The organism is Arcticibacter sp. MXS-1 (assembly GCF_041902385.1).
Lineage (GTDB): Bacteria > Bacteroidota > Bacteroidia > Sphingobacteriales > Sphingobacteriaceae > Arcticibacter.
The window spans coordinates 1,592,425-1,612,308 of sequence record NZ_CP169244.1; the positions used below are offsets into that span (position 1 = coordinate 1,592,425).

The 19,884-nt window shown below is 47.2% G+C and carries 18 protein-coding genes and 1 pseudogene; 7 read left to right on the top strand and 12 right to left on the bottom strand.

The window, feature by feature from the left end:
- Positions 1–14 precede the first annotated feature (14 nt).
- The gene (locus ACES2C_RS06780) at positions 15–1,100 is read right to left on the bottom strand and encodes a glycoside hydrolase family 3 protein (protein ID WP_374166225.1); all 1,086 of its coding nucleotides are present in this window, start codon (positions 1,098–1,100) and stop codon (positions 15–17) included.
- Positions 1,101–1,219: 119 nt separating this feature from the next.
- Positions 1,220–1,432, bottom strand: coding sequence for a hypothetical protein (locus tag ACES2C_RS06785; protein WP_374166226.1), 213 nt, complete (start codon positions 1,430–1,432; stop codon positions 1,220–1,222).
- A gap of 501 nt (positions 1,433–1,933) precedes the next feature.
- On the opposite strand from ACES2C_RS06785, the gene ACES2C_RS06790 reads away from it, so the two are divergent.
- The gene (locus ACES2C_RS06790; protein WP_374166227.1) at positions 1,934–2,224 is read left to right on the top strand and encodes a hypothetical protein; all 291 of its coding nucleotides are present in this window, start codon (positions 1,934–1,936) and stop codon (positions 2,222–2,224) included.
- 44 nt (positions 2,225–2,268) lie between these two features.
- Here ACES2C_RS06790 and ACES2C_RS06795 read toward each other — a convergent pair whose 3' ends face one another.
- Positions 2,269–2,835: an RNA polymerase sigma factor gene (locus ACES2C_RS06795; protein WP_374166228.1), complete on the bottom strand. Its 567-nt coding sequence runs from the start codon at positions 2,833–2,835 to the stop codon at positions 2,269–2,271.
- 220 nt (positions 2,836–3,055) lie between these two features.
- Here ACES2C_RS06795 and ACES2C_RS06800 point away from each other — a divergent pair, with 220 nt between their 5' ends.
- The gene (locus ACES2C_RS06800) at positions 3,056–5,464 is read left to right on the top strand and encodes a TonB-dependent receptor domain-containing protein (RefSeq protein WP_374166229.1); all 2,409 of its coding nucleotides are present in this window, start codon (positions 3,056–3,058) and stop codon (positions 5,462–5,464) included.
- 73 nt (positions 5,465–5,537) lie between these two features.
- Positions 5,538–6,833 (top strand): UDP-N-acetylmuramoyl-tripeptide--D-alanyl-D-alanine ligase, encoded by a 1,296-nt coding sequence (gene murF, locus ACES2C_RS06805; RefSeq protein WP_374166230.1) that lies wholly within the window; start codon positions 5,538–5,540, stop codon positions 6,831–6,833.
- A gap of 144 nt (positions 6,834–6,977) precedes the next feature.
- Here the strand turns inward: murF and ffh are convergent, their stop codons facing one another.
- From ffh to ruvX, 9 genes and pseudogenes are all read right to left on the bottom strand, one after another.
- Positions 6,978–8,318: a signal recognition particle protein gene (gene ffh, locus ACES2C_RS06810; RefSeq protein ID WP_374166231.1), complete on the bottom strand. Its 1,341-nt coding sequence runs from the start codon at positions 8,316–8,318 to the stop codon at positions 6,978–6,980.
- Between the two features lie 99 nt (positions 8,319–8,417).
- Complete coding sequence (locus tag ACES2C_RS06815; protein ID WP_374166232.1) at positions 8,418–9,377, bottom strand: DUF3078 domain-containing protein; 960 nt, start codon at positions 9,375–9,377, stop codon at positions 8,418–8,420.
- A gap of 90 nt (positions 9,378–9,467) precedes the next feature.
- Positions 9,468–9,791 (bottom strand): hypothetical protein, encoded by a 324-nt coding sequence (locus tag ACES2C_RS06820; protein WP_374166233.1) that lies wholly within the window; start codon positions 9,789–9,791, stop codon positions 9,468–9,470.
- Positions 9,788–10,540, bottom strand: a complete 753-nt coding sequence (locus ACES2C_RS06825; protein WP_374166234.1) for a hypothetical protein — start codon at positions 10,538–10,540, stop codon at positions 9,788–9,790. Before ACES2C_RS06825 ends, ACES2C_RS06820 begins: the two co-directional genes overlap by 4 nt.
- Before the next feature lie 99 nt (positions 10,541–10,639).
- Entirely contained in the window at positions 10,640–11,470 is an 831-nt protein-coding gene (locus tag ACES2C_RS06830; RefSeq protein ID WP_374166235.1) for a glucosaminidase domain-containing protein, read from the bottom strand.
- A gap of 4 nt (positions 11,471–11,474) precedes the next feature.
- Positions 11,475–12,146, bottom strand: a complete 672-nt coding sequence (locus ACES2C_RS06835; protein ID WP_374166236.1) for a glucosaminidase domain-containing protein — start codon at positions 12,144–12,146, stop codon at positions 11,475–11,477.
- 4 nt (positions 12,147–12,150) lie between these two features.
- On the bottom strand, positions 12,151–12,786 hold the full coding sequence (locus tag ACES2C_RS06840) for an O-methyltransferase (RefSeq protein WP_374166237.1): 636 nt from the start codon (positions 12,784–12,786) through the stop codon (positions 12,151–12,153).
- A 99-nt stretch (positions 12,787–12,885) separates the two neighbouring features.
- A complete protein-coding gene (gene recQ / locus ACES2C_RS06845; RefSeq protein WP_374166238.1) occupies positions 12,886–14,682 on the bottom strand; it encodes a DNA helicase RecQ in 1,797 nt (598 codons plus the stop codon).
- Positions 14,683–14,711: 29 nt separating this feature from the next.
- Positions 14,712–15,136, bottom strand: a pseudogene (ruvX, locus tag ACES2C_RS06850) (Holliday junction resolvase RuvX).
- A gap of 133 nt (positions 15,137–15,269) precedes the next feature.
- On the opposite strand from ruvX, the gene ACES2C_RS06855 reads away from it, so the two are divergent.
- Genes ACES2C_RS06855 through ACES2C_RS06870 form a run of 4 tightly spaced genes read left to right on the top strand, consistent with a single transcriptional unit; the run spans position 15,270 to position 19,807 of the window.
- The gene (locus tag ACES2C_RS06855) at positions 15,270–16,415 is read left to right on the top strand and encodes an ATP-binding protein (RefSeq protein ID WP_374166239.1); all 1,146 of its coding nucleotides are present in this window, start codon (positions 15,270–15,272) and stop codon (positions 16,413–16,415) included.
- A gap of 2 nt (positions 16,416–16,417) precedes the next feature.
- The gene (locus ACES2C_RS06860; RefSeq protein WP_374166240.1) at positions 16,418–17,749 is read left to right on the top strand and encodes a stage 0 sporulation family protein; all 1,332 of its coding nucleotides are present in this window, start codon (positions 16,418–16,420) and stop codon (positions 17,747–17,749) included.
- The gene (locus ACES2C_RS06865; protein ID WP_374166241.1) at positions 17,742–18,215 is read left to right on the top strand and encodes a gliding motility lipoprotein GldH; all 474 of its coding nucleotides are present in this window, start codon (positions 17,742–17,744) and stop codon (positions 18,213–18,215) included. Before ACES2C_RS06860 ends, ACES2C_RS06865 begins: the two co-directional genes overlap by 8 nt.
- A gap of 53 nt (positions 18,216–18,268) precedes the next feature.
- Positions 18,269–19,807, top strand: a complete 1,539-nt coding sequence (locus ACES2C_RS06870; protein WP_374166242.1) for a YifB family Mg chelatase-like AAA ATPase — start codon at positions 18,269–18,271, stop codon at positions 19,805–19,807.
- The last annotated feature ends 77 nt before the right edge of the window (positions 19,808–19,884 follow it).

Here is a 19,884-nt window from a genome sequence, read left to right on the forward strand (position 1 = left end):
CCAATATTTCGCAGCTAATATTTTTTTACGGACGTGTTGATCTGCTCCCGGCTTATTTCGCCCTTTCTTATTGCTTTTTTGACCAGCTTAATAGCGCGATGTGTGTCTTCTGACAACTCAATGATGTCATTACCTGCTTTAACGGCTCGTACATCTGCTTCTCCATTCGGGAAAAACTTCACGACTCCCTTCATTTCCATTGCGTCGGAAATTGCAAGACCGTTGAAACCCAGCTCTTTTTTTAGCAGGTCAGTTACAATTCGCGGCGACAAGGTAGAGGGAAGGCGGGCAGTGGTGTCGAGGGCTGGTATCTGCATGTGGGCGACCATGACTCCCAATGCTCCGGCTTTGATTGCTTCACGGAAGGGATATAACTCAAGTGAATCGAGTCTTTGACGGGAGAAGCCAAGCACAGGAAGGTCATGGTGTGAATCTACTTCAGTGTCGCCATGGCCGGGAAAGTGCTTGATGCTGGTGAGAATGCCCTCATCCTGCATCCCCCTCATGTAGGCGATGGCTCTGGAGGCTACATCGTATTTGTTGTCGCCGAATGAGCGGTAGCCGATCACGGGATTTCGCGGATTATTATTGATATCGGTTACAGGAGCAAAATTGAGGTGCATTTCCATAGTCTTGAACTCTTTGGCGATCTGACGACCCATCTGGTAGAGGAGCGCAGTGTCTCTTATCGCTCCAAGAGTTAACTGATAGGGGTACGAGATGGTGCTGTCAAGCCTCATACCGAGGCCCCATTCTGCGTCCATCGCTACCAGCAGGGGCGTTTGGGCTAAGTCCTGATACCGACGTGTCAGATCGCGTTGTCGTGCAGGGCCTCCCTGGAAGAAAACCAGTCCTCCTACCTTATCGGTTTTGATTATTTGACCGATAGAGTCTTCATAGGCTTTGCCTTTGTCGGTGTGCGCTCTTATAAAGAACATTTGCGCAATGCGCTCTTTTCGTTTAAGGGACTTGAATACAGAATCTACCCACTCATTCTGCTCGGGGGTGGGAGCTGAAAATGGATTACGAAGCTGGGCTATTGACAGAATGGGGATTAGAAAGAAAACTGAAAACAAAATCAAACGCCGGTTGGCTGCCATATACTAATACTTTATATCTCACGAAAAGTAAGAAAAGAAAAGCGTTTTTGTTTTCGCCGAGGGGCTTGCCGGTATGAATCATAGTTAAAGCAGGGTGCCACTCCGCACCCTGGATGAGATTATCTGGTACCGGTAGTATCCGTTGTGCCGGTTCCAGTGCCAGTGCCGCCGCCGGTTGTGCCACCTGTTCCTGTTCCGGTACCTGTTGTGTCAGTTCCGGTAGTGGTGCCGTTGGTATCGCCTGATGTCCCTGATTGGCCTTCTCTGCTTGAAGAGCAGGCTGCTACTCCCAGTGCCACTGACAGTAGTAAGATAAATGCTTTTGCTTTCATAGTTGTTGTTTAATTCAATTAACGCGTAGAATGTTTAGTGATCTAACAACAAAGTGTCATTAATGATTTAAAAAGTATAAGAAACTTAGTTGTCAACGGTTTGAAACAGAGTAGGATGTCGTCCTCTTCCCCTGTCCATTGCAATATTGAAAAAAAAGGCAGTATGATAGCGGTCACTTTTTAATATTTAGAAAATCGGCAACGATATGTTATGAAAATTTCATAAAAATTATCTTTTTGTTTTGTTTTTTTCAAATACACATTAACTTTGTTATCGAATTAAAAAATAAGTGTTATGAAAAAGTTGTTTTATTTAGCCGTTCTTATGCTTGCCGTATCTGTAAAAGGCTTCGCTGATGACAAAAAGAAGGATGAAAAAAAGAAGAAGTCTCTTACTTTGCTGCTAACAATTTCCTGAGCAAGTATGCAGCTGCTACTAATGTAAAATGGACCGTGACCCGCGATTTTCAAAAAGCTACTTTTGTACTGAACGGCTCAAAGATGGCAGCGTTTTTTGATATAAACGGAGATTACATTGCAACAACCCAGTATGTAGGGGCTGACAAGCTGCCGGCAATAAGCAAAAGCAGACTTAATAAGTATTACAAGGGGTATACGGTTGAGGATGTAGTTCGATATGACTTTGATGATCAGGACGACTCTCACTTGTTCCTTCTTACTGGAAAAAGGAATTATAACACGATCTATTTTGCCAGTCTGAAGAACTCGGCCGAGAATATCGTTGTAAAGATTACGCCTGACGGCGAGATTTCTTTTCTGAAAAATCTGTAAGAAGGTTTTCGATAACCTTCTTATACCGGGTGGCCCCGGTTTTTTTATCCGGCCATACAAACCCTGCTATAGTATTTGCTGATGCCCTGTCTGAGCGCTTCTCTTGCTCTGCAGAGGCTCGCCCGTGAGGATAGTTCGCTGATGCGAAGTATCCCGGATATTTCCCGGTGACTATATCCATCTATCGCATGCAAAGTAAAGACAGTTCTATAGTTCAGGGGCAGGCGCCTTATCAGGTCCATCAGGTCTTTCACTTCAAGATCGGTTCTGGGAGGTTCCGTTAAGGCAGTGTAATAATCGCCTTGTAAACTCTCTGCAATAAGCTTTCTTTGCCTTTTTCGGAAGCTTTCTATTCCGGTATTAACCACAATACGACGGAGCCATCCCTCAAAGGGGCCGTCATATTTGAAGGTGTCTATCTTCTCAAATACTTTAATGAAGGAGTTTTGCAGAATGTCTTCGGCTTCTGCCCGGTCCTCCGCATAGCGAAGGCAGACGGCAAACATGCGGGAGGCATACGTCCGGTAAAGGCGTTCCTGTTGTTTAGAGTCGCCCCGGCAGCATCCATCTATCATTTTCTTTAGCGCAAGGTTGTCATTAAGTGTATCCATTTGAGTATACTAAATGTATCCTTCCCTGTTTCTAAAGCGATGCCAGTGATTAAAATCGTCCCAAACGGGCCTTCAGGCGTAGTTTTATAATTTGAAGTGTTCGTATTCGTACATATTCCGGCCGCTTTCGTACGTCTTCTCGGGTATTTTATAGGGATTAGGTGGCGTTTTTTTAAAAAAGATAGTTTTTTAGGAAGATAATTTTCAAATTAGCTTCCCGATGCCCTTAACAAAGAGAATTATCTGGTTTATTATTTTTCAAACCTTGTCTATCGCTGCAACGGCTCAGAAGGGAGCCATTGTGCAGGGGGTTGTGACAGACTCTCTGGGATTGCCTCTTAATAATGTCAATGTGAGACTGGTTAGTCTGCCCGATTCATTTGTTGTATACACCGCTTTATCTGATAAGCAGGGAGTCTATGAGTTCGACAGGGTAATGCCGGGGCGTTATTTAGTTTTGGCCAAATTGATCGGCTATCACGCCTTTTATGCATCTTCTTTTTCTGTTGCTGCCGAGACTATAACGTGCAATATCCGCTTAAGGAAAGAGAATACTTTGTTAAGGGAGGTGGAGGTTATTGAGTCGCAGTTGGGCGTTGTTACAGAACCAGGGAAGGTGGTGCTGAATTTAGAGAAGGACATACTGGCGGCAGGAGGGAATGTACTGGATGCTTTGAAACGGGCGCTGGGAGTTAATGTTGGGTCCGACGGCTCTATCCAGATAAAAGGCAGGGACGGGGTAGCTGTCATGTTAGATGGACGCATGCTCACCCTCTCTCCTGCGGAAGTTTCTGAAACACTGAGAAACTTGAGTGCCGACCTCGTCGAGCGGGTTGAAGTAATCAGCACACCGTCAGCGAGCTACGATGCTTCCGGTCGGGGCGGCGTGATTAGTATCAGGTTAAAGAAGAGTAAGAGAGACGGCACCAACGGTTCTCTCAGCCTTGCGGGGGGATTAGGGGAAAATTACAAAATGAATGGTTCTGCCATTCTGAACCATCGGAGCAGGCATTGGAACTTCTTTGGCTCACTTTCAGGCGCCGACAACAGAAGGGCGGACCGCTATCAGATGAATCGGCAGATCGGTTTTATGTCGGGTAAATCTGACTTTGCCATCAATAATTACGACTTAAAGTCGTTTAAAAACCTTAACATCAAAACAGGAGCAGACATCAGTTTAGGCAGCGCTCATACTCTGGGCTTTTTATACACAGGCTTGCATAACAGGATGCACTCGGTTGAAACGAATAATACCTCAGTCTATAGTTCAGGCAGTGCTGACTCCGTCATCAGAACATTTTCTGACGAACACCGGAAGATTTCCAATGATGCGCTCAACATCAACTACAATATACGTTTTGGCGATGGCTCGTCCTTTAGCTTCGACACAGATTATCTTAAATACGCCCGCCGGTCGGACGAGACGTTGAACTACAATTTCCTTGACGCTAATGGAAGGCTATATAAGGATGTTAATAATTTGGTTAACAGAAGTCCTTCGGACATTTCGGCTCTTTCTGTTAAGGGTGATTACAAAGCGCGGATTAGTGGGTATTCGATATCGACAGGCTTCAAAAGCAGCAGGGTAAGCAACAAAAATAAGCGGGAGGTATACAACGCGGGAGATGTCTGGATAAAGCAGTCGTTTAGCGATGACAATTCAGATTTTAAGGAATACGTTCAGGCGGGTTATGTGAATGTTTCACGTGAATACTCGAAGAAGCTGAGCGCAGAGCTGGGTTTGCGGGGAGAATATACGGAGTCGACAAGTTCTTCTCTGACGAAGGGGGGATACAGGAAAACATATTTTGATTTGTTCCCATCCCTGAATGTCAGCGTTCAGCTCGCTCAGGACCACCGGATGTCGGTCTTATATGCCAGGCGGATTGCTCGTCCGGCTTATGATGACCTTAATCCCTTCAGGTACTTTCTTGACCAATACACGTATCGCGACGGAAACCCCGATTTGAGACCAGAATATTCTAATACCGTAGAGCTTTCAGACGTGTATAAAGAGAAGCTTACTGCCACTTTTTCCTTCACCCGGGTAAAAGACTACTATGTCACTTTTACTGACCAGGACAATGCCACGGGAGTAAGTCGCTCAACTAAAAGGAATCTTTCTTCTATGCGCGGGTGGGGGCTGGAGCTGGCCTATGACCTTTCATCCGCCGCCTGGCTTACTTCTTCGCTCAACGTGCAGGGTTATCTGCAGCGATTCGATCTGGGAATGGCGGAAAATGTGGTGAGGAACGGAACATCGTGGTCGTTCAGCTCGGTTAACTCGATGAAATTAAAGCATGGCGTTAACGCTCAAATTGTTTTAAAATACGAATCGCCCAGCGTATCCGGGATGTATGACTTTAAGTCGGGCTATGCACTCGATGTTGGGCTGGCTAAGTCTCTTCAGGGTAAAAGAGGTATGCTGCGCCTGTCTGTTTCTGACCTCTTTAATTCCGATCGGGAGCGCTACTCTTCAAATCTTCCTGCTCTCACGATGAGAGCCAGGCAAAAAACTGAGACGCGGTATGGAGTATTAAGCTATACCTATAAGTTCGGGTCCAGGAGTGATGGCGGCGCGGGCAGGAATGCAGGGAATGACGCAGAGCGAAAGAGAATAAGCAATTGACGACTTCAATTAAAACAAATACCCTTTCGAAAAAAGCCTGAAATCATATTATACTTGCATATCAGAATCAGCCATGACACTAGAAGAGTTATATACGATATACACAAGCTATCCTGTTATCTGCACAGATTCGAGGCGAATTGATCAGGGGTGCATTTTCTTCGCCCTGAAGGGAGAAAGCTTTAACGGTAATATCTTTGCTTCAAAAGCTGTAGACGACGGAGCTGCTTTTGCCGTAATAGACGATCCTCAATATAAAAAAGACGACCGTTTTCTGCTTGTTGACGACGTGCTTAACATGCTGCAGAAGCTAGCGCTTTTTCATCGCCGGCAGCTCAGCATCCCAGTGATAGGCATTACTGGTACCAATGGAAAGACGACCACGAAGGAGCTCTTTAAGTCGGTCCTCTCGCAGCGCTACAATACCTTTGCAACGGTAGGCAATTTAAATAATCACATAGGGGTGCCCCTGACACTTTTGTCTGTCGGGCCGGAGGTTGAGCTAGCTATTATCGAGATGGGGGCTAATCATCAGAAGGAGATAGAATTCCTTTGTAGTCTGGCCCGGCCTACTCACGGGCTAATTACAAATGTGGGGAAGGCCCATCTTGAGGGTTTCGGCGGCTTTGAAGGTGTGAAAAAGGCGAAAGGGGAATTGTACACGTTCCTGAAAGAAAGTGGCGGTACTGTTTTTATTAATGCTGACAATGAGCATCTGATGGGAATGTATGGAGAGCGGCAGGAGAATACCGTTTTCTATGGCCAGCGCCCTGGTGCTCTGGTGGAGGGAAGGATTGTGGAAAATGACCCCTTTTTAACGGTGGACTGGATCTCGGCGCAGCAAGTACACCGGACAAGGACAAACCTCACGGGTGCTTACAATATTGAAAATATAACAGCGGCAGTTGCAGTGGGCCTCCATTTCGGTCTCAGTCCCGAGGAAATAAACGAAGGTATTTCAACGTATGTGCCGGGTAATAACCGGTCGCAGATAGTAAAAACGGCATCGAATACGGTGATCTGTGATTACTATAACGCGAACCCGAGCAGCATGTCTGTAGCCATCGACAATCTTGCCGCCGTTTCGGGAGAACGGAAGGTGGTGATACTTGGCGATATGTTTGAATTAGGGGAAGACGCAGATCGGGAGCACATGCTTTTGATTAATAAAGTGCTCAGCAGCGGGTTTGAAGAGAATATATTTATAGGGGAGGCGTTCGGTAAGTTTTCCGCTAACAAGTCGGCGCGTTTCTATCGTACCACCGCTGAAGCTTTCGAGGGACTTAAGCGCGCACCGGTTTCGGGTTCTCTGGTTCTTTTAAAAGGCTCAAGGGGGATGCGGCTTGAATCCCTTCTGGAGCTTTTATGATAAACACCTTCATGAGCCGCACCTAGGAACGGGGATGAAAGTTACCTGAATGCTCTTTGTGGCCTTTAAGGAACAAGCGCAATTGCAAAAAGAAAGAGGCTGCCTCACTTATGAGACAGCCTCTTTCTTTTTGCAGGAGACCTTCTATTTGCCAAACGGCGTCTTAGGCATTCCTCTCATCATTTTTGCCATCGCAGCAGGATTACTGAACTGCTTCATTACTTTTCGCATATCATCAAACTGTTTTATCAGTTTGTTCACTTCCTGGAGATTCGTTCCCGATCCTTTAGCTATCCTCGCTCTGCGGCTCTGATTAATCGCATCCGGATTTTCACGTTCAAAAGGAGTCATTGACTGGATGATGGCTTCAATTGGTCTGAATGCATTATCGTCAATATCGATATCCTTTACCGCTTTACCGACCCCTGGTATCATACTCATCAAGTCCTTCATGTTACCCATTTTCTTGATTTGCTGGATCTGTCCCATGAAGTCATTAAAGTCGAACTTGTTCTTTCTGATCTTCTTCTGTAACTCTGCAGCCTGCTTTTCATCGAACTGCTGCTGAGCGCGTTCAACGAGCGAGACAACGTCGCCCATACCGAGGATACGGGAAGCCATCCGGTCGGGATAGAAGACATCAAGGGCCTCCATTTTTTCGCCTGTACCGATGAACTTGATCGGTTTATTAACCACTGACTTGATAGAAAGAGCAGCTCCGCCTCGAGTGTCACCATCCAGCTTGGTCAGAATAACGCCCGTAAAATCAAGCCGGTCGTTGAAGGCTTTAGCCGTATTCACGGCGTCCTGTCCGGTCATGGCGTCAACCACGAAAAGAATTTCGTGAGGTTGAGTACTAGCCTTTACAGCGGCAATCTCATTCATCATTTCCTCGTCAATAGCAAGCCGGCCGGCTGTATCGACGATGACGACGTTGTTTCCATTCTTTTTTGCTTCCGCAATACCTTCCTGGGCAATGCCAACAGGATCTTTTGAGGCGAGGTTAGCGTAAACAGGCACGCCAATCTGCTGCCCGAGCACCTGAAGCTGATCGATAGCGGCGGGCCGATAGACGTCGCCCGCTACAAGCAGCGGCTTTTTGCCCTTTTTATCTTTAAGAAAGTTAGCCAGCTTTCCGGAAAAAGTAGTCTTTCCGGCTCCGTTCAGACCTGCGATCAAAATGACCGTTGGATTGGCAGTAAGGTCGACATCCGTAACCGTTCCTCCCATGAGCTCGGTCAGCTCATCGTTCATTATCTTGGTGAGCAGCTGGCCCGGAGAAACGGAAGTAAGCACGTTTTGACCAAGAGCTTTTTGCTTCACTTCATCGGTAAATGTCTTTGCGGTTTTATAGTTAACGTCGGCGTCGAGAAGGGCTTTCCTGATCTCCTTCATCGTTTCCGCTACGTTTATTTCTGTGATGGTACCCTGACCTTTTAATACTTTAAAGGCGCGGTCGAGTTTGTCCTGTAAGTTTTCAAACATCTTTTAATCAGCTTCTAAGGGTTGCAAATTTAAGGAAAATTTTGGCTGTGCTGCCAGCTTTCCTTATATAACTGCTTTAGGGCCGCTGAGCGGCCCTTTTCAATTGGGAAATCTGTATACGAGGCCCAGCGCGAGAGTCTGGCTGGCCTGGATCCGGACGTCAGCGTCATCGTCATACAGGGCTACACCTGTAACCGTGACATTCACCAGTCTGTTGACCTTTGCAATAAGGGTGAGGTCAAGGCGCTGGTCGATACTTCTCAGCTTCTCGTAGTTGGCGAACATTGTGTAGCGGGTTTTGAGGGTGAGATTCTCCATGACATCCCGCTCATAACTGCCTACGAGCTGAAAAGCCAGCTCGTTCCTGAATACTTTGCCGGTATCAACCCCGTAATTCTTGGGAAACGCTTTATAGAGGTCACGGTCCAGAACAAAGGTTTGGCGGGCTGTACCTGTACCGATACGCAGCCAGAAAAACTTGTTTGGCTTATATTCGAAACCCAGCGATTCAGTGAGATAGCCGGGAGACATGAACCGCGAGATCGTGGTAGCCTCCTCCACCCCATTCACTGTTTTATACGAAAAACCTCTGTCAAATTGCGACTCAAAGTTCAATGATCCAAAGAAGTTCCAGCTGGGGGACAGCTTGAGCCCCAGCTTATTATCCCAATAAATTCGGTCGGAGCTTTTTCTTTGAAGCTGTCCTTTATTCTTGATCTTACCGTACTGAAGGATAACTTCTGAAACGTAATTGATGTCGTCTTTCGTGTAATCGGTCTTATAGTTGAATGTAGTGCCGATTGCGATGGAGTTAACACCGCCCCCCTTCCAGTTATTACTAAAAGATGCCTGGTTCATATTAACGCCAAAGCTGACCCAATTCCTCCAGTAGTTTACCTTCAGGTTGAGCTTAGAATCGGGAATCTGAACCGGCTGGATCTGCAGGACTGGCCGCCGTACCGGCAGTACGTTCTTTTTAGGATATTCCCTGAGGCCGTTCAGCTGTGATGTATCAACCTTCGCATCCTGAGAAAACGCTGAAAACGATAGGAATAACAATGAAATTAGTAGACACCCGTAACGCATAATCGTCCGCAAAATAAGGTAAAAATGAGGGATTTTAAAACTTCTTTTAATGACCGGGGAAGTTCAGCAGGCAAACCATGCAAAAAAACGCCTCTTTCTTAAATATTGAAGATCTCCTTCTTTCTTATAAGCCTCGCGTTCAAAAACGATGTTCAAATATGCTTTATGATGCTCGCGGTACAGCACGAGATTGTAAAGATAGTTAATGAGGTACAAGAGGTAAAAGGGGATGATCAACAGTTCCAGCTGCTGCTGTAAATGAATCCTTTCGTGATTGATGAGGACTCTATTCCTCTTGTACTCTTCTTTCCTGAGCAGGATGAAGGGAAATATAGCCATTCCTTCGGCGGGTAAGCGGGAAAGTGTTATCGTCCGGAAAACTTTCATTTCTTTTCTTCTTTCAGAGGGGGCAGGCGATAGGCTCCGGGGTTCTTCTGATACTGTCTGTAGCTTTCTTTGATGAACTTGATAAGATTATAGTCGCTCGCTTCAAGTACGAAATAATAGGACGGACGGTATTGCTGCATAAAGTCATCGAGCTGTTCGTCATTTAGTCCCGTCACGTTTTTTACCAGTGACCGGTTATAGCGGTAGCTGATCATAGATTCGCGATAATCCCGCTCAATTATTTCCTGCAGATAGCGCGCATTTTTGCCTTCTTTGCTTAAGAGGCTATACAAAGCGTCGATTCCGAGGCCGGCTCCACCCATGCCGTTACTTCCTCCCACCGGCAAAAGTTCCTGCGGGTCGCCCTTCCGGTAAATATCTTTGAAGTCACGCTGGATTTGCTTAAGCCGGTCCCTGGGGCTTCTGACTGTATCAGATATGGTAACCTGCCTGAGCTGAATAGCGGTTCTTCGCAGATAGAAAAGGATTGCTGGTTGTGACCTGATGGTCAGCGTGTCGACGTGATAACCCTCTGCGGCAGCCAAAAGAGTATCACCGGCTGATACTTTCGTGGCAAACTCTCCTTTTATGTTGTTGTAAAACCCTTTATGAGTCCGCAGGTTATAAATGTAAACGCGCGATATGCGCTGCTTGCTGTCCCTGTCGAAAACAATACCTTCCACTGGCCGCTCCTGAGCTGCGACGCCGGCTGCAATAAAAAGAAGCAGAATGAATATTGATCGTTTCAAGCAGGGTTAAAAATAAGATAATAAGCTCATTTAACGAAGCCAGTCCCGTTACTACCGTCACCGTTCCGTGTTAAAAATAAAATAATAAGCTTATTTAACCTACTTGGAAACAAGTAAGAGCTGTCCGGGTTTTAAGTCGCCGCCCTGAAGTGAGTTCAGGATCTTTATTTCGTCGACTGTAAGGCCGAACTTCCTGCTTATTGAGTAGAGGGTATCGCCCGCTATTACTTCATATATCTTCATGGCGAGAGGCGCTTTTGTTGGTTCAGCTTGTTTCTGTACCATGGGCTGGCTTTCTTTTGCCTCGATCTGATCTTGTATGCGTTCTTCCCGCTGAGCTTTGGCGATCACTGTTTCTCCACGGTCGTACCGGTCCAACCCATAACGTTCTATAAGTCCGATCAGTAACTCGGGATATTTCGGATTAGTTGCATAGCCAGCCTTCTTCAGGCCGTATGCCCAGCCCTTATAGTCATTTCTGTCGAGTTCAAAGAGGAAAGCGTAGCGCTGGCGCTTTAAGAACTCAGTATGGTCCTTATACGATTCCTCTGCCGAGTTATAAAAGCGAAAACACTCGCCGGGAGCATCGTCATCCATTGCTACGGTTTTGCCCATCCAGCCTCCATGACATTTGATCCCGAAGTGATTGTTTGCTTCCCTTGCCAGGGCACTGTTGCCGTTTGCAGATTCAAGCATGCCCTGGGCGAGGGTAATACTGGCGGGAATACCGCTCCGGTTCATTTCTTCTACTGCTATGGCTTTAAAACGCTCAACGTACCCGTTTGTCGAGTATACCTTTACCAGCCTCTCGTCGGTTATTACCTTGTCAGGCCTCTTAGTTGATCGGTTTCCTCCTGTCGTTCCTCTTCTGCTGCTACAGGATGTGAACACAGTAGCGGCGATAACCGTCAGCAATATAAGTTTTCTCATTTTTCTATAAATGCAATCGTTGCCCGATTTTAAGCAGGCTTCCCGTCAGGCCATTTCGCACCTTAATTTCTTTAACCGTTGTGCCGAAGCGTTCGGCTATTGTAAGCAAGGTGTCTCCTTTTTTTACAAAATAGACAACGGGGTCCGTCTGCTCTTCTTCCTGTTGGGCCGGTACTAATACGGAATAGGCCGTAGAATTGTTTTCCTGCCCGTCAAGTTCATACAAGCGGTACTTTTTAATGATGGCCATGACCTGGCTTGCCCAGGTACGGCTGTGGGCATAGCCCCCTCTCTGTATGCCGAGTGCCCAGCCTCTGTAGTCGCTCGGTGAGTTCCTTTCAAACAGGCCTGAGAAGCGTGTTTTTAAATGTGTAACAAAGTCGCTATAGCACTCTGCCACGTTTTCGTATCCCTTATAGGATGATCGGATGGTCTTTGGACCGCTTTTCCCTTTTAGTCCAAAATGGTTGTTGAGATAGCGCGCTATCCGGCTCGTTCCACTTCCCGACTCGTGGATGGCGATACCCAGGACGATGCTTGCCGGTATTCCGTGCTCGTTCATCGTGTTTATAGCCGCCTGTTTGTACGTTTCAATGTAGTTGCTTGCCTGGTTTTGGCCAAATACGGAACCTGCTGATAAAACTATAAGGCTAACATAAATAAACTTTTTAAGCATAGTATTACAGTTTACGGGTTATCAATAAGCCATCGCGTACAGGGAGTACTAGCTTCTCTACGCGCTGGTCGTTCATTACTCTTTCAGTAAAATTGCGGATCGTCTGACTACGGCTGTCGGTTGCTCCCGAATTGATCTTGCCATACCATAAGACGTTGTCGACTATAATAAGACCGCCTTTTCTAACTTTATTAAATACCAGGTCGTAATACGTTTCATTGTTTTTCTTGTCGGCATCGATGAATACGATATCAAAGGTCTCCTCGAGTGTGGGTATAAAGTCGGATGCGTTGGCTATATAATAGCGGATTTTATCTGCGAAGCCGGAGCGGGCAAAGTGGTCCCTTACTCTTTCTTCGAGCTCTTCATTTATATCAACGGTGTAAATAAGTCCGTCTTTAGTCAGACCTTCAGCCAGGCAAATGGTGGCATATCCGGTAAATGTTCCAATCTCAAGGATGCGCTTTGGGGAGACAAGTTTACTTAGAAAACTAAGGACACGACCCTGGTAATGCCCCGAAAGCATTCGTGGTTTTGATACCTTTAAATGCGTCTCGCGGCTTATGTATCTGAGCACCTCCGGTTCTTTTTCGCAGTGATGCTCGAGATAGGTCTGCAATCCCTCAGTAAGCAGCTCCATGCCTGCAAATATATAAATTTATATTTTTATGCAAATTTTGCCGCGGTAAACGAAAGTCTGTCAGGCACATAGCGGCTACGTGAGGCACATACGCTGGTTTTATCTTCTCATAAATTCATCAATCGTTGCCATAAATGTCTTGCCGTATTTTTCAAGCTTATGTTCTCCCACCCCCGTTATCGTAAGCATATCCCGGTAGGTCACCGGCCTGTACTTGGCCATCTCTCTCAGGGTAGTGTCGCTAAAAATTACGTAAGCCGGCACCTCTTCTTCTACTGAGAATTGTCGCCTGATCCGTTTGAGCTCATCAAACAGGGCATCCTCCTGATTCGATTTCGCAGGCACCCTTGCTGCTTTGCTCTTTTCTTTAGTCTGCAGGACAGGCAGTATGGTCAGCTCTGCCCGTCTTTGTCCAAAGAGTATGTGTTTACCATAGTCCGTAATCTTCAGGGCGAAGTTTTCGTCGTAAGCCATTTCCAGTATTCCCAGATTAAGCATCTGCATGAGATAGCGCTGCCAGTCGAAGGCGCTGATCCCCGCTCCCGCCCCGTGGGTCTTTAACTTATCATAGCCTGCTTCTACCACTTCTGCCTTCATTGATCCTCGGAGGACGTCTATCACCATCGTTGCTCCCTCTTTTTCATTCATTCTCGCAATTGCAGAAAGAGCCTTCTGTACCAGTACTGTACCGTCGAAATGCTGTCTTGGGTTATGGCAGATATCGCAATTGCCGCAATTTTCTTCCAGGTTCTCCGAGAAATAGTTTAGCAGGATCTTTCGGCGGCAGATATCTGCTTCCGCGTAGTTCTGCATCCGTTTCAGTTTCTCAAGGTTGATTTCCGACTGACCGCTTTCCGCAGCGAACTTGTTTAACATCTGGAGGTCGGCATAATTGTAGTAGAGGATGGTCTCCGAGGGAAGCCCGTCACGCCCGGCGCGGCCAATCTCCTGATAGTAACCCTCCATATTTTTAGGAAGGTTAAAGTGGATCACCCAGCGTACGTTCGATTTATCGATCCCCATGCCGAAGGCGATCGTTGCACATACCACCTGCACTTCGTCATTCAGGAAATCCTCCTGCACTTTGGATCTGCTATCCGCACTCATGCCTGCATGGTAGAATGCTACCGTTATTCCTGCATCGTTCAGCGAAGAGGCAACCTCCTCGCACCTGCTGCGACTCATGCAGTAGATGATGCCGCTCTCCTCTTTATGCCCCTTGATGAAAGAAATGATTTCCGCCATCTTTTGCTTAGGCTTGATGCCTATTCTCACGTCGAGACTCAAATTTTTCCTGTTGAACGACGAGATGAATGTTTCCGGGTTCTTAAGATCGAGTTGCTTGATGATGTCTTTCCGCGTGACCTTGTCTGCAGTAGCCGTAAGTGCAACGAACGGAATGTCCGGAAATCTGTTCCGAAGAAGACCAAGCTGGATGTATTCCGGCCGAAAGTCGTGTCCCCAGGCAGATATGCAGTGAGCTTCGTCAATGGCAAACATAGACGGCCTGGTCATCTGAGTGATCATTGCCAGCTCTGATATGAGTTTTTCAGGGGAAACATACAGCAAGGCGATTTCATTCTTGTAGCACGCTTCAAGTATGTCCTGCTGTTGTTTATAGCTCTGGGAACTGTTCAAATAGGCGGCGGCTATACCGTTCGTTTTAAGTGCGTCTACCTGATCCTTCATCAGGGATATGAGAGGAGACACTACAATGCAGGTGCCTTCGCGCATTAGCGCCGGTACCTGATAACACATGGATTTGCCGCCCCCTGTTGGCATCAGGACGAGAACGTCTTTTCCTGATACTACTTTTTGGATGATCTCCTCCTGCTGGGGTCTGAACTCATCGTATCCGAAGTACTTTTTTAATATCTCCTGCGCTTGTAACGCCATAAAAACTGTCGTTTATTTCTCCCTGCATATCATAAACCTCCGAAACTGCGTGCATCAAGATAGGACTGAAGAATAAGAGTGGCCGAAACTGTATCGATCAGTTCCTTCTTTTGGCGCTCTGTTTTTTTTAGTCCGGCCTGCGCAATAGCAGAAGAGGCCATCTTGGATGTAAATCGTTCATCTATTGTTGACACGGGTATAGCCGGGAACTTTTTTTCAGGGTTGTGATAAAGCCTTTTACATGCTGCATCGACTGCGAGGGCGTTCCGTCCATCTGTCGCGGCTCCCCTACGATGAAGAGCTCAACTTCTTCCGTCAGAAGGTAACGCGTCAGGAAATCAATCACATCTTTAGGATGTATCGTGGAGAGACCAGTTGCGATAATTTGAAGGGGATCTGTTACCGCAATGCCTATTCGCCTGGTCCCGTAGTCAAATGCCATCAATCTAGCCATACTGCAATCGGGAATGAACAAAGATAGAATTAATACCAGAAAGTTGCTGGCCGGACTGATCTGTCCTGTAATCCGGTCCTCATAATGCAGCCCTTATGTATCTTATCTCAAATCTATTTACTATTTTGCATCCATGCAGTTTTCTGACATCATAGGCCAGGACGAGATTAAGAAACAATTAGTACAAACAGTCCGTGAAAACAGGATCAGTCATGCCCGCTTATTTCTCGGGCCGGAAGGATCTGGAAGTCTTGCTCTTGCGCTTGCCTATGCTCAGTACATATCCTGTGAGAACCGACTCGAAACTGATAGCTGCGGCGAATGTCCATCTTGCAGGAAATATGGCAAACTGATCCATCCGGACCTTCATTTTTCTTATCCGTTTTTTGCTAAACATAAGGAGGATACCGCGCTTACCTTTATTGAGGAATGGCGCGACGCATTTCTTAGCAACCCATACATGGGGCTTGATGAATGGAGAGGCCGCCTGGAAGCCGACAATAAGCAGGCAAATATCAATATCGCCGAGTGTCATCAGATCATTAAAAAGCTCAGCTTAAAGCCTTTTGAATCGGAATACAAGGTTCTCATTATGTGGCTGCCTGAATATCTGGACAAAGAAGGCAATACCCTGTTGAAAATTATAGAAGAGCCTCCTCAAAAGACGCTGTTCCTGCTGGTGGCCCAAAGTCAGGATCAGATCCTGAACACCATCCTGTCGAGAACGCAGTTGATAAAGGTGCCGAGGCTTCGCGATCAGGACGTGAAGGAGTTCATGATCAGAAAATATCACCTGTCAGAGGAGCAGGCGCTGGGGGTTGCATATCTGAGTGACGGCAATATTCAAACGGCCATTAATTTAAGTGGTGAAGATGGAAACAATAACTTTGGACTCTTCAGTGACTGGATGAGGATGTGCTTTACCAACAAGGGGATGCAGATCATCGAGTTCGCTGAAAGCCTTTCACGGGCTGGAAGGGAAAACCAAAAGAATTTTCTCCGTTACGGGACAAAGCTGATGAGGGAGGTGATGATGGTGCTGGCTGCCGCCGAAAACCTGGTTCACCTGCCCCAGAACGAAAAGTCGTTCGTTACTAATTTCAGCCGTTCTACTGATTTTGCAAAGGCCGAGGCGATTGTACGCCAGCTTGAAGTGGCACATTACCATATCGAGCGTAACGCCAACCCTAAAATCTTATTTTTAGATGTATCTTTGCAATTTGTTAGAATTTTAAAGTTTAATACGCTCCCGAAAGGGACTCAATATATATATAGCTAGAAATGGGATGTGGATCATGTTCGACGGGCGGTTGTACGCCTGCAGGCTGCAAGAGTAACGGCTCGTGCCTTACTAATGGATGCAGCAAATTAGATGTTTACGATTGGCTTTCCGATATGGATATGCCGACAAACTATAGACCTTTTAATATCGTGGAGGTGAGATTTAAAGGTTCGAGGAAGGACTTTTACATCAATCACGAAAATCTCTACCTGGAGATGGGTGAGCTGGTTGTTGTTGAAACACCAACAGGAGGGTACGACATTGGTCATATCTCCCTTACCGGCGAGCTGGTCAGAATGCAGATCCGCAAGAAGCACCTTAAATTAGAAGACATCGTTAAGAAGATCCTGAGAAAAGCGTCCTCTACCGACGTGGATAAATGGAAGGCTGCCAAGGACCTCGAATGGGAGACCATGCATAAAGCGAGGACCCTTGCCCTTAATCTGGGATTGTCTATGAAGCTGAGCGATGTAGATTATCAGGGAGATAAGACAAAGGCAACGTTTTACTACACTGCTGAAGGCCGTGTTGACTTCAGGGAGCTGATCAAAAAGATGGCAGAGACCTTCAGGATCAGGATCGAGATGCGGCAGATCGGGATGCGGCAGGAAGCAAGCCGGCTTGGCGGAATAGGGTCATGTGGCCGGGAGCTGTGTTGCAGTACCTGGCTGACCGACTTCAAAACAGTGTCGACCTCAGCTGCCCGCTATCAGAACCTGTCGCTCAATACTTTAAAACTTGCCGGTCAGTGCGGAAAGCTGAAGTGCTGTCTGAACTACGAGCTCGACACCTATATGGATGCTCTTAAAGATATTCCGGACGATGTGGACCGACTGGAAACAGAGAAGGGCACTGCCCGTCTTCAGAAGACAGATATCTTTAAGAAGCTGATGTGGTTCAGCTACCCGAATGAGGAGAGCTGGATTCCGCTTGAGATAAGCCGCGTGCGCGAGATTCAGAAAATGAACCGGGCGGGCGAGAAGCCTGACGACCTGAAAGAGGAAGCAGTTGAACTTACGCCGACTCCTGTTGCTAAAATACTCGATTATGAGAATGTGGTTGGACAGGACAGCATCACACGTCTTGATGAGCGGAACAACAACAGAAAGAGGAAGAAGAAGCGTTCGGGCAAAGGCAAGGGAAGCCAGGAAAGTATGCCGGTGAAAGCTGAGATCGGTGAGGTGGTTACCAAAAGAGAGGTGGTGAAAGCAAAGCCGGCAGAGCCTTCGAAGGGCGGAGGTCAGCCCGAGGGGCAGCAGAATAAGAAGCCGAACAATTCGCGGCACCATAGGAGAAACAGGAATCAAAACCGTCCGAAAACAAATGAATAGGTTTTATCTTTGGCTCGCCTTTATTTTCGTCGTCTTCTCCCAGAGCGCTTGTACTGACAACGCTGTGGTAGATACTAACATCCAGGTAGAGCATCGTAACTGGACTTACCTCCAGAAGATAAAGGTTCCGGTAACGATTGAAAATACCGGGCAGGGGTATAACATCTATATGAACCTGCGACATACGGCTGATTACAAGTACTCAAACATTTTTGTGCTGGTTCACCAAAGCGGGCCGGGCATGAAGGCAGTTACGGAGAGGCGCGAATTTAAGCTGGCTTACCCTGACGGGGAGTGGCTTGGCAGCGGCAGCGGGAACTTTTATAGTTATCAGCTCTTGCTGAAAAAAGATTACCGGTTTCCCGCAGCGGGGACCTATGTTTTTGAGTTCGAGCAGAATATGCGCGATAATCCTCTAAGAGAGGTCAGCGATGTTGGCCTTCGGGTTGAGCCGGCCCGACCATAGGAAAGCTGCTGGTTGGCTTTGTCGGAACATTTCTTAATTTAGCTGGAAATCTTATGCCAGTTAAAACCTTTTCGAGCGCAGTTTTTGGTATTGACGCTACCACAATAACCGTGGAGGTCAATATTACCAGCGGTACTAAATATTTTATTGTAGGCTTGCCAGACAATGCCGTACGCGAGAGTATGCTGCGCGTAGAGAGTGCGATCAACACAAGCAGTTATCATATGCCGAGGCAGAAGATAGTTGTGAATCTGGCTCCTGCCGACATAAGAAAAGAGGGTTCGTCCTACGATCTTGCTATAGCGCTGGGTATCTTGGAGGGCTCGGGGCAGCTCGAAGCCCGCGCTCTGAGCGAGTTTCTCATCCTCGGGGAGCTTTCACTCGATGGAAGCATTCAACCGGTGAGAGGAGTCCTCCCCATCGCAATACAGGCTCGGAAGGAGGGATTTAAAGGTCTTATTGTGCCGGAAGCGAATGCACGGGAAGCGGGGATCGTGAAAGATCTTGAAGTTTACGGAGCTGCCAGTCTTCTTCAGGTAATAGATTTTTTTCGTGGTACAGCTGCTCTGAAGCGAGTGTCAGTCGATACCCGGGAGGAGTTCTTTAATAATGTGAGTAATTATGGGACTGATTTCTCAGATGTCAGGGGACAGGAAAATATCAAAAGGGCGCTTGAAATAGCGGCTGCCGGCGGGCACAACGTGATCCTGATCGGCCCGCCCGGCTCGGGTAAGACGATGCTTGCGAAGCGACTTCTCACCATTCTTCCGCCTCTTAACCTCTACGAGGCTCTTGAAACAACAAAAATACATTCCGTAGCCGGCAAGCTTTCCGCTTCTGATGCCTTGATGACCACCAGGCCGTTCAGAGCTCCGCACCATACGATCAGTGACGTGGCCCTTGTTGGCGGAGGTGCCTATCCCCAGCCGGGAGAGATATCGCTGGCCCATAACGGGGTTCTGTTTCTCGATGAGCTTCCCGAATTCAAACGTACGGTGCTGGAAGTGATGAGGCAACCGCTGGAAGAAAGAAAGGTGACTATTTCGCGTGCAAAGCTAAGCGTTGATTATCCGGCCAGCTTTATGCTGATCGCCTCGATGAACCCCTGTCCCTGCGGTTATTACAATCATCCCGAGAGGGAATGTACCTGCCCTCCGGGAATGGTGCAAAAATATCTGAGTAAAGTTTCGGGACCTTTGCTCGACCGCATTGATCTTCATGTTGAAGTGACCCCGGTAAATTTCACCGATCTCTCGTCGGAAGCAGCTGCAGAAAGCAGCGCGCTGATAAGAGAGCGGGTGATTAAGGCAAGGGATGTTCAGACAAAAAGGTTTGAAGGGCTGAAGGACGTCAACAGTAACGCGCAGATGGACTCGGGAAAGCTGAGAGAGGTCTGCTATATCGATGGAGCGGGCCAGCTTCTTTTGAAGAAGGCCATGGAGCGGCTTGGTCTGTCGGCCCGGGCGTATGACAGGATCCTGAAGGTCTCGCGCACTATTGCCGATCTTGCAGGCGATGAAAATATCAGGATCGAGCATCTGGCAGAAGCGATACATTACAGAAGCCTGGACCGTGAGGGCTGGGCGGGATAAGGCCTTTGGGCAGGAGGAAGCATAATCCTATTGTCATATCGCCGGGACTTTATAATTGCTTTTCGCTTATTGCGTTA

Excerpts from the sequence above, each read along its gene's own strand:
- ACES2C_RS06780 (WP_374166225.1), bottom strand. The coding sequence starts at position 1,100 with ATGGCAGCCAACCGGCGTTTGATTTTGTTTTCAGTTTTCTTTCTAATC.
- ACES2C_RS06785 (WP_374166226.1), bottom strand. The coding sequence starts at position 1,432 with ATGAAAGCAAAAGCATTTATCTTACTACTGTCAGTGGCACTGGGAGTA.
- ACES2C_RS06790 (WP_374166227.1), top strand. The coding sequence starts at position 1,934 with ATGGCAGCGTTTTTTGATATAAACGGAGATTACATTGCAACAACCCAG.
- ACES2C_RS06795 (WP_374166228.1), bottom strand. The coding sequence starts at position 2,835 with ATGGATACACTTAATGACAACCTTGCGCTAAAGAAAATGATAGATGGA.
- ACES2C_RS06800 (WP_374166229.1), top strand. The coding sequence starts at position 3,056 with ATGCCCTTAACAAAGAGAATTATCTGGTTTATTATTTTTCAAACCTTG.
- murF (WP_374166230.1), top strand. The coding sequence starts at position 5,538 with ATGACACTAGAAGAGTTATATACGATATACACAAGCTATCCTGTTATC.
- ffh (WP_374166231.1), bottom strand. The coding sequence starts at position 8,318 with ATGTTTGAAAACTTACAGGACAAACTCGACCGCGCCTTTAAAGTATTA.
- ACES2C_RS06820 (WP_374166233.1), bottom strand. The coding sequence starts at position 9,791 with ATGAAAGTTTTCCGGACGATAACACTTTCCCGCTTACCCGCCGAAGGA.
- ACES2C_RS06830 (WP_374166235.1), bottom strand. The coding sequence starts at position 11,470 with ATGAGAAAACTTATATTGCTGACGGTTATCGCCGCTACTGTGTTCACA.
- ACES2C_RS06835 (WP_374166236.1), bottom strand. The coding sequence starts at position 12,146 with ATGCTTAAAAAGTTTATTTATGTTAGCCTTATAGTTTTATCAGCAGGT.
- ACES2C_RS06840 (WP_374166237.1), bottom strand. The coding sequence starts at position 12,786 with ATGGAGCTGCTTACTGAGGGATTGCAGACCTATCTCGAGCATCACTGC.
- recQ (WP_374166238.1), bottom strand. The coding sequence starts at position 14,682 with ATGGCGTTACAAGCGCAGGAGATATTAAAAAAGTACTTCGGATACGAT.
- ACES2C_RS06855 (WP_374166239.1), top strand. The coding sequence starts at position 15,270 with ATGCAGTTTTCTGACATCATAGGCCAGGACGAGATTAAGAAACAATTA.
- ACES2C_RS06860 (WP_374166240.1), top strand. The coding sequence starts at position 16,418 with ATGGGATGTGGATCATGTTCGACGGGCGGTTGTACGCCTGCAGGCTGC.
- ACES2C_RS06865 (WP_374166241.1), top strand. The coding sequence starts at position 17,742 with ATGAATAGGTTTTATCTTTGGCTCGCCTTTATTTTCGTCGTCTTCTCC.
- ACES2C_RS06870 (WP_374166242.1), top strand. The coding sequence starts at position 18,269 with ATGCCAGTTAAAACCTTTTCGAGCGCAGTTTTTGGTATTGACGCTACC.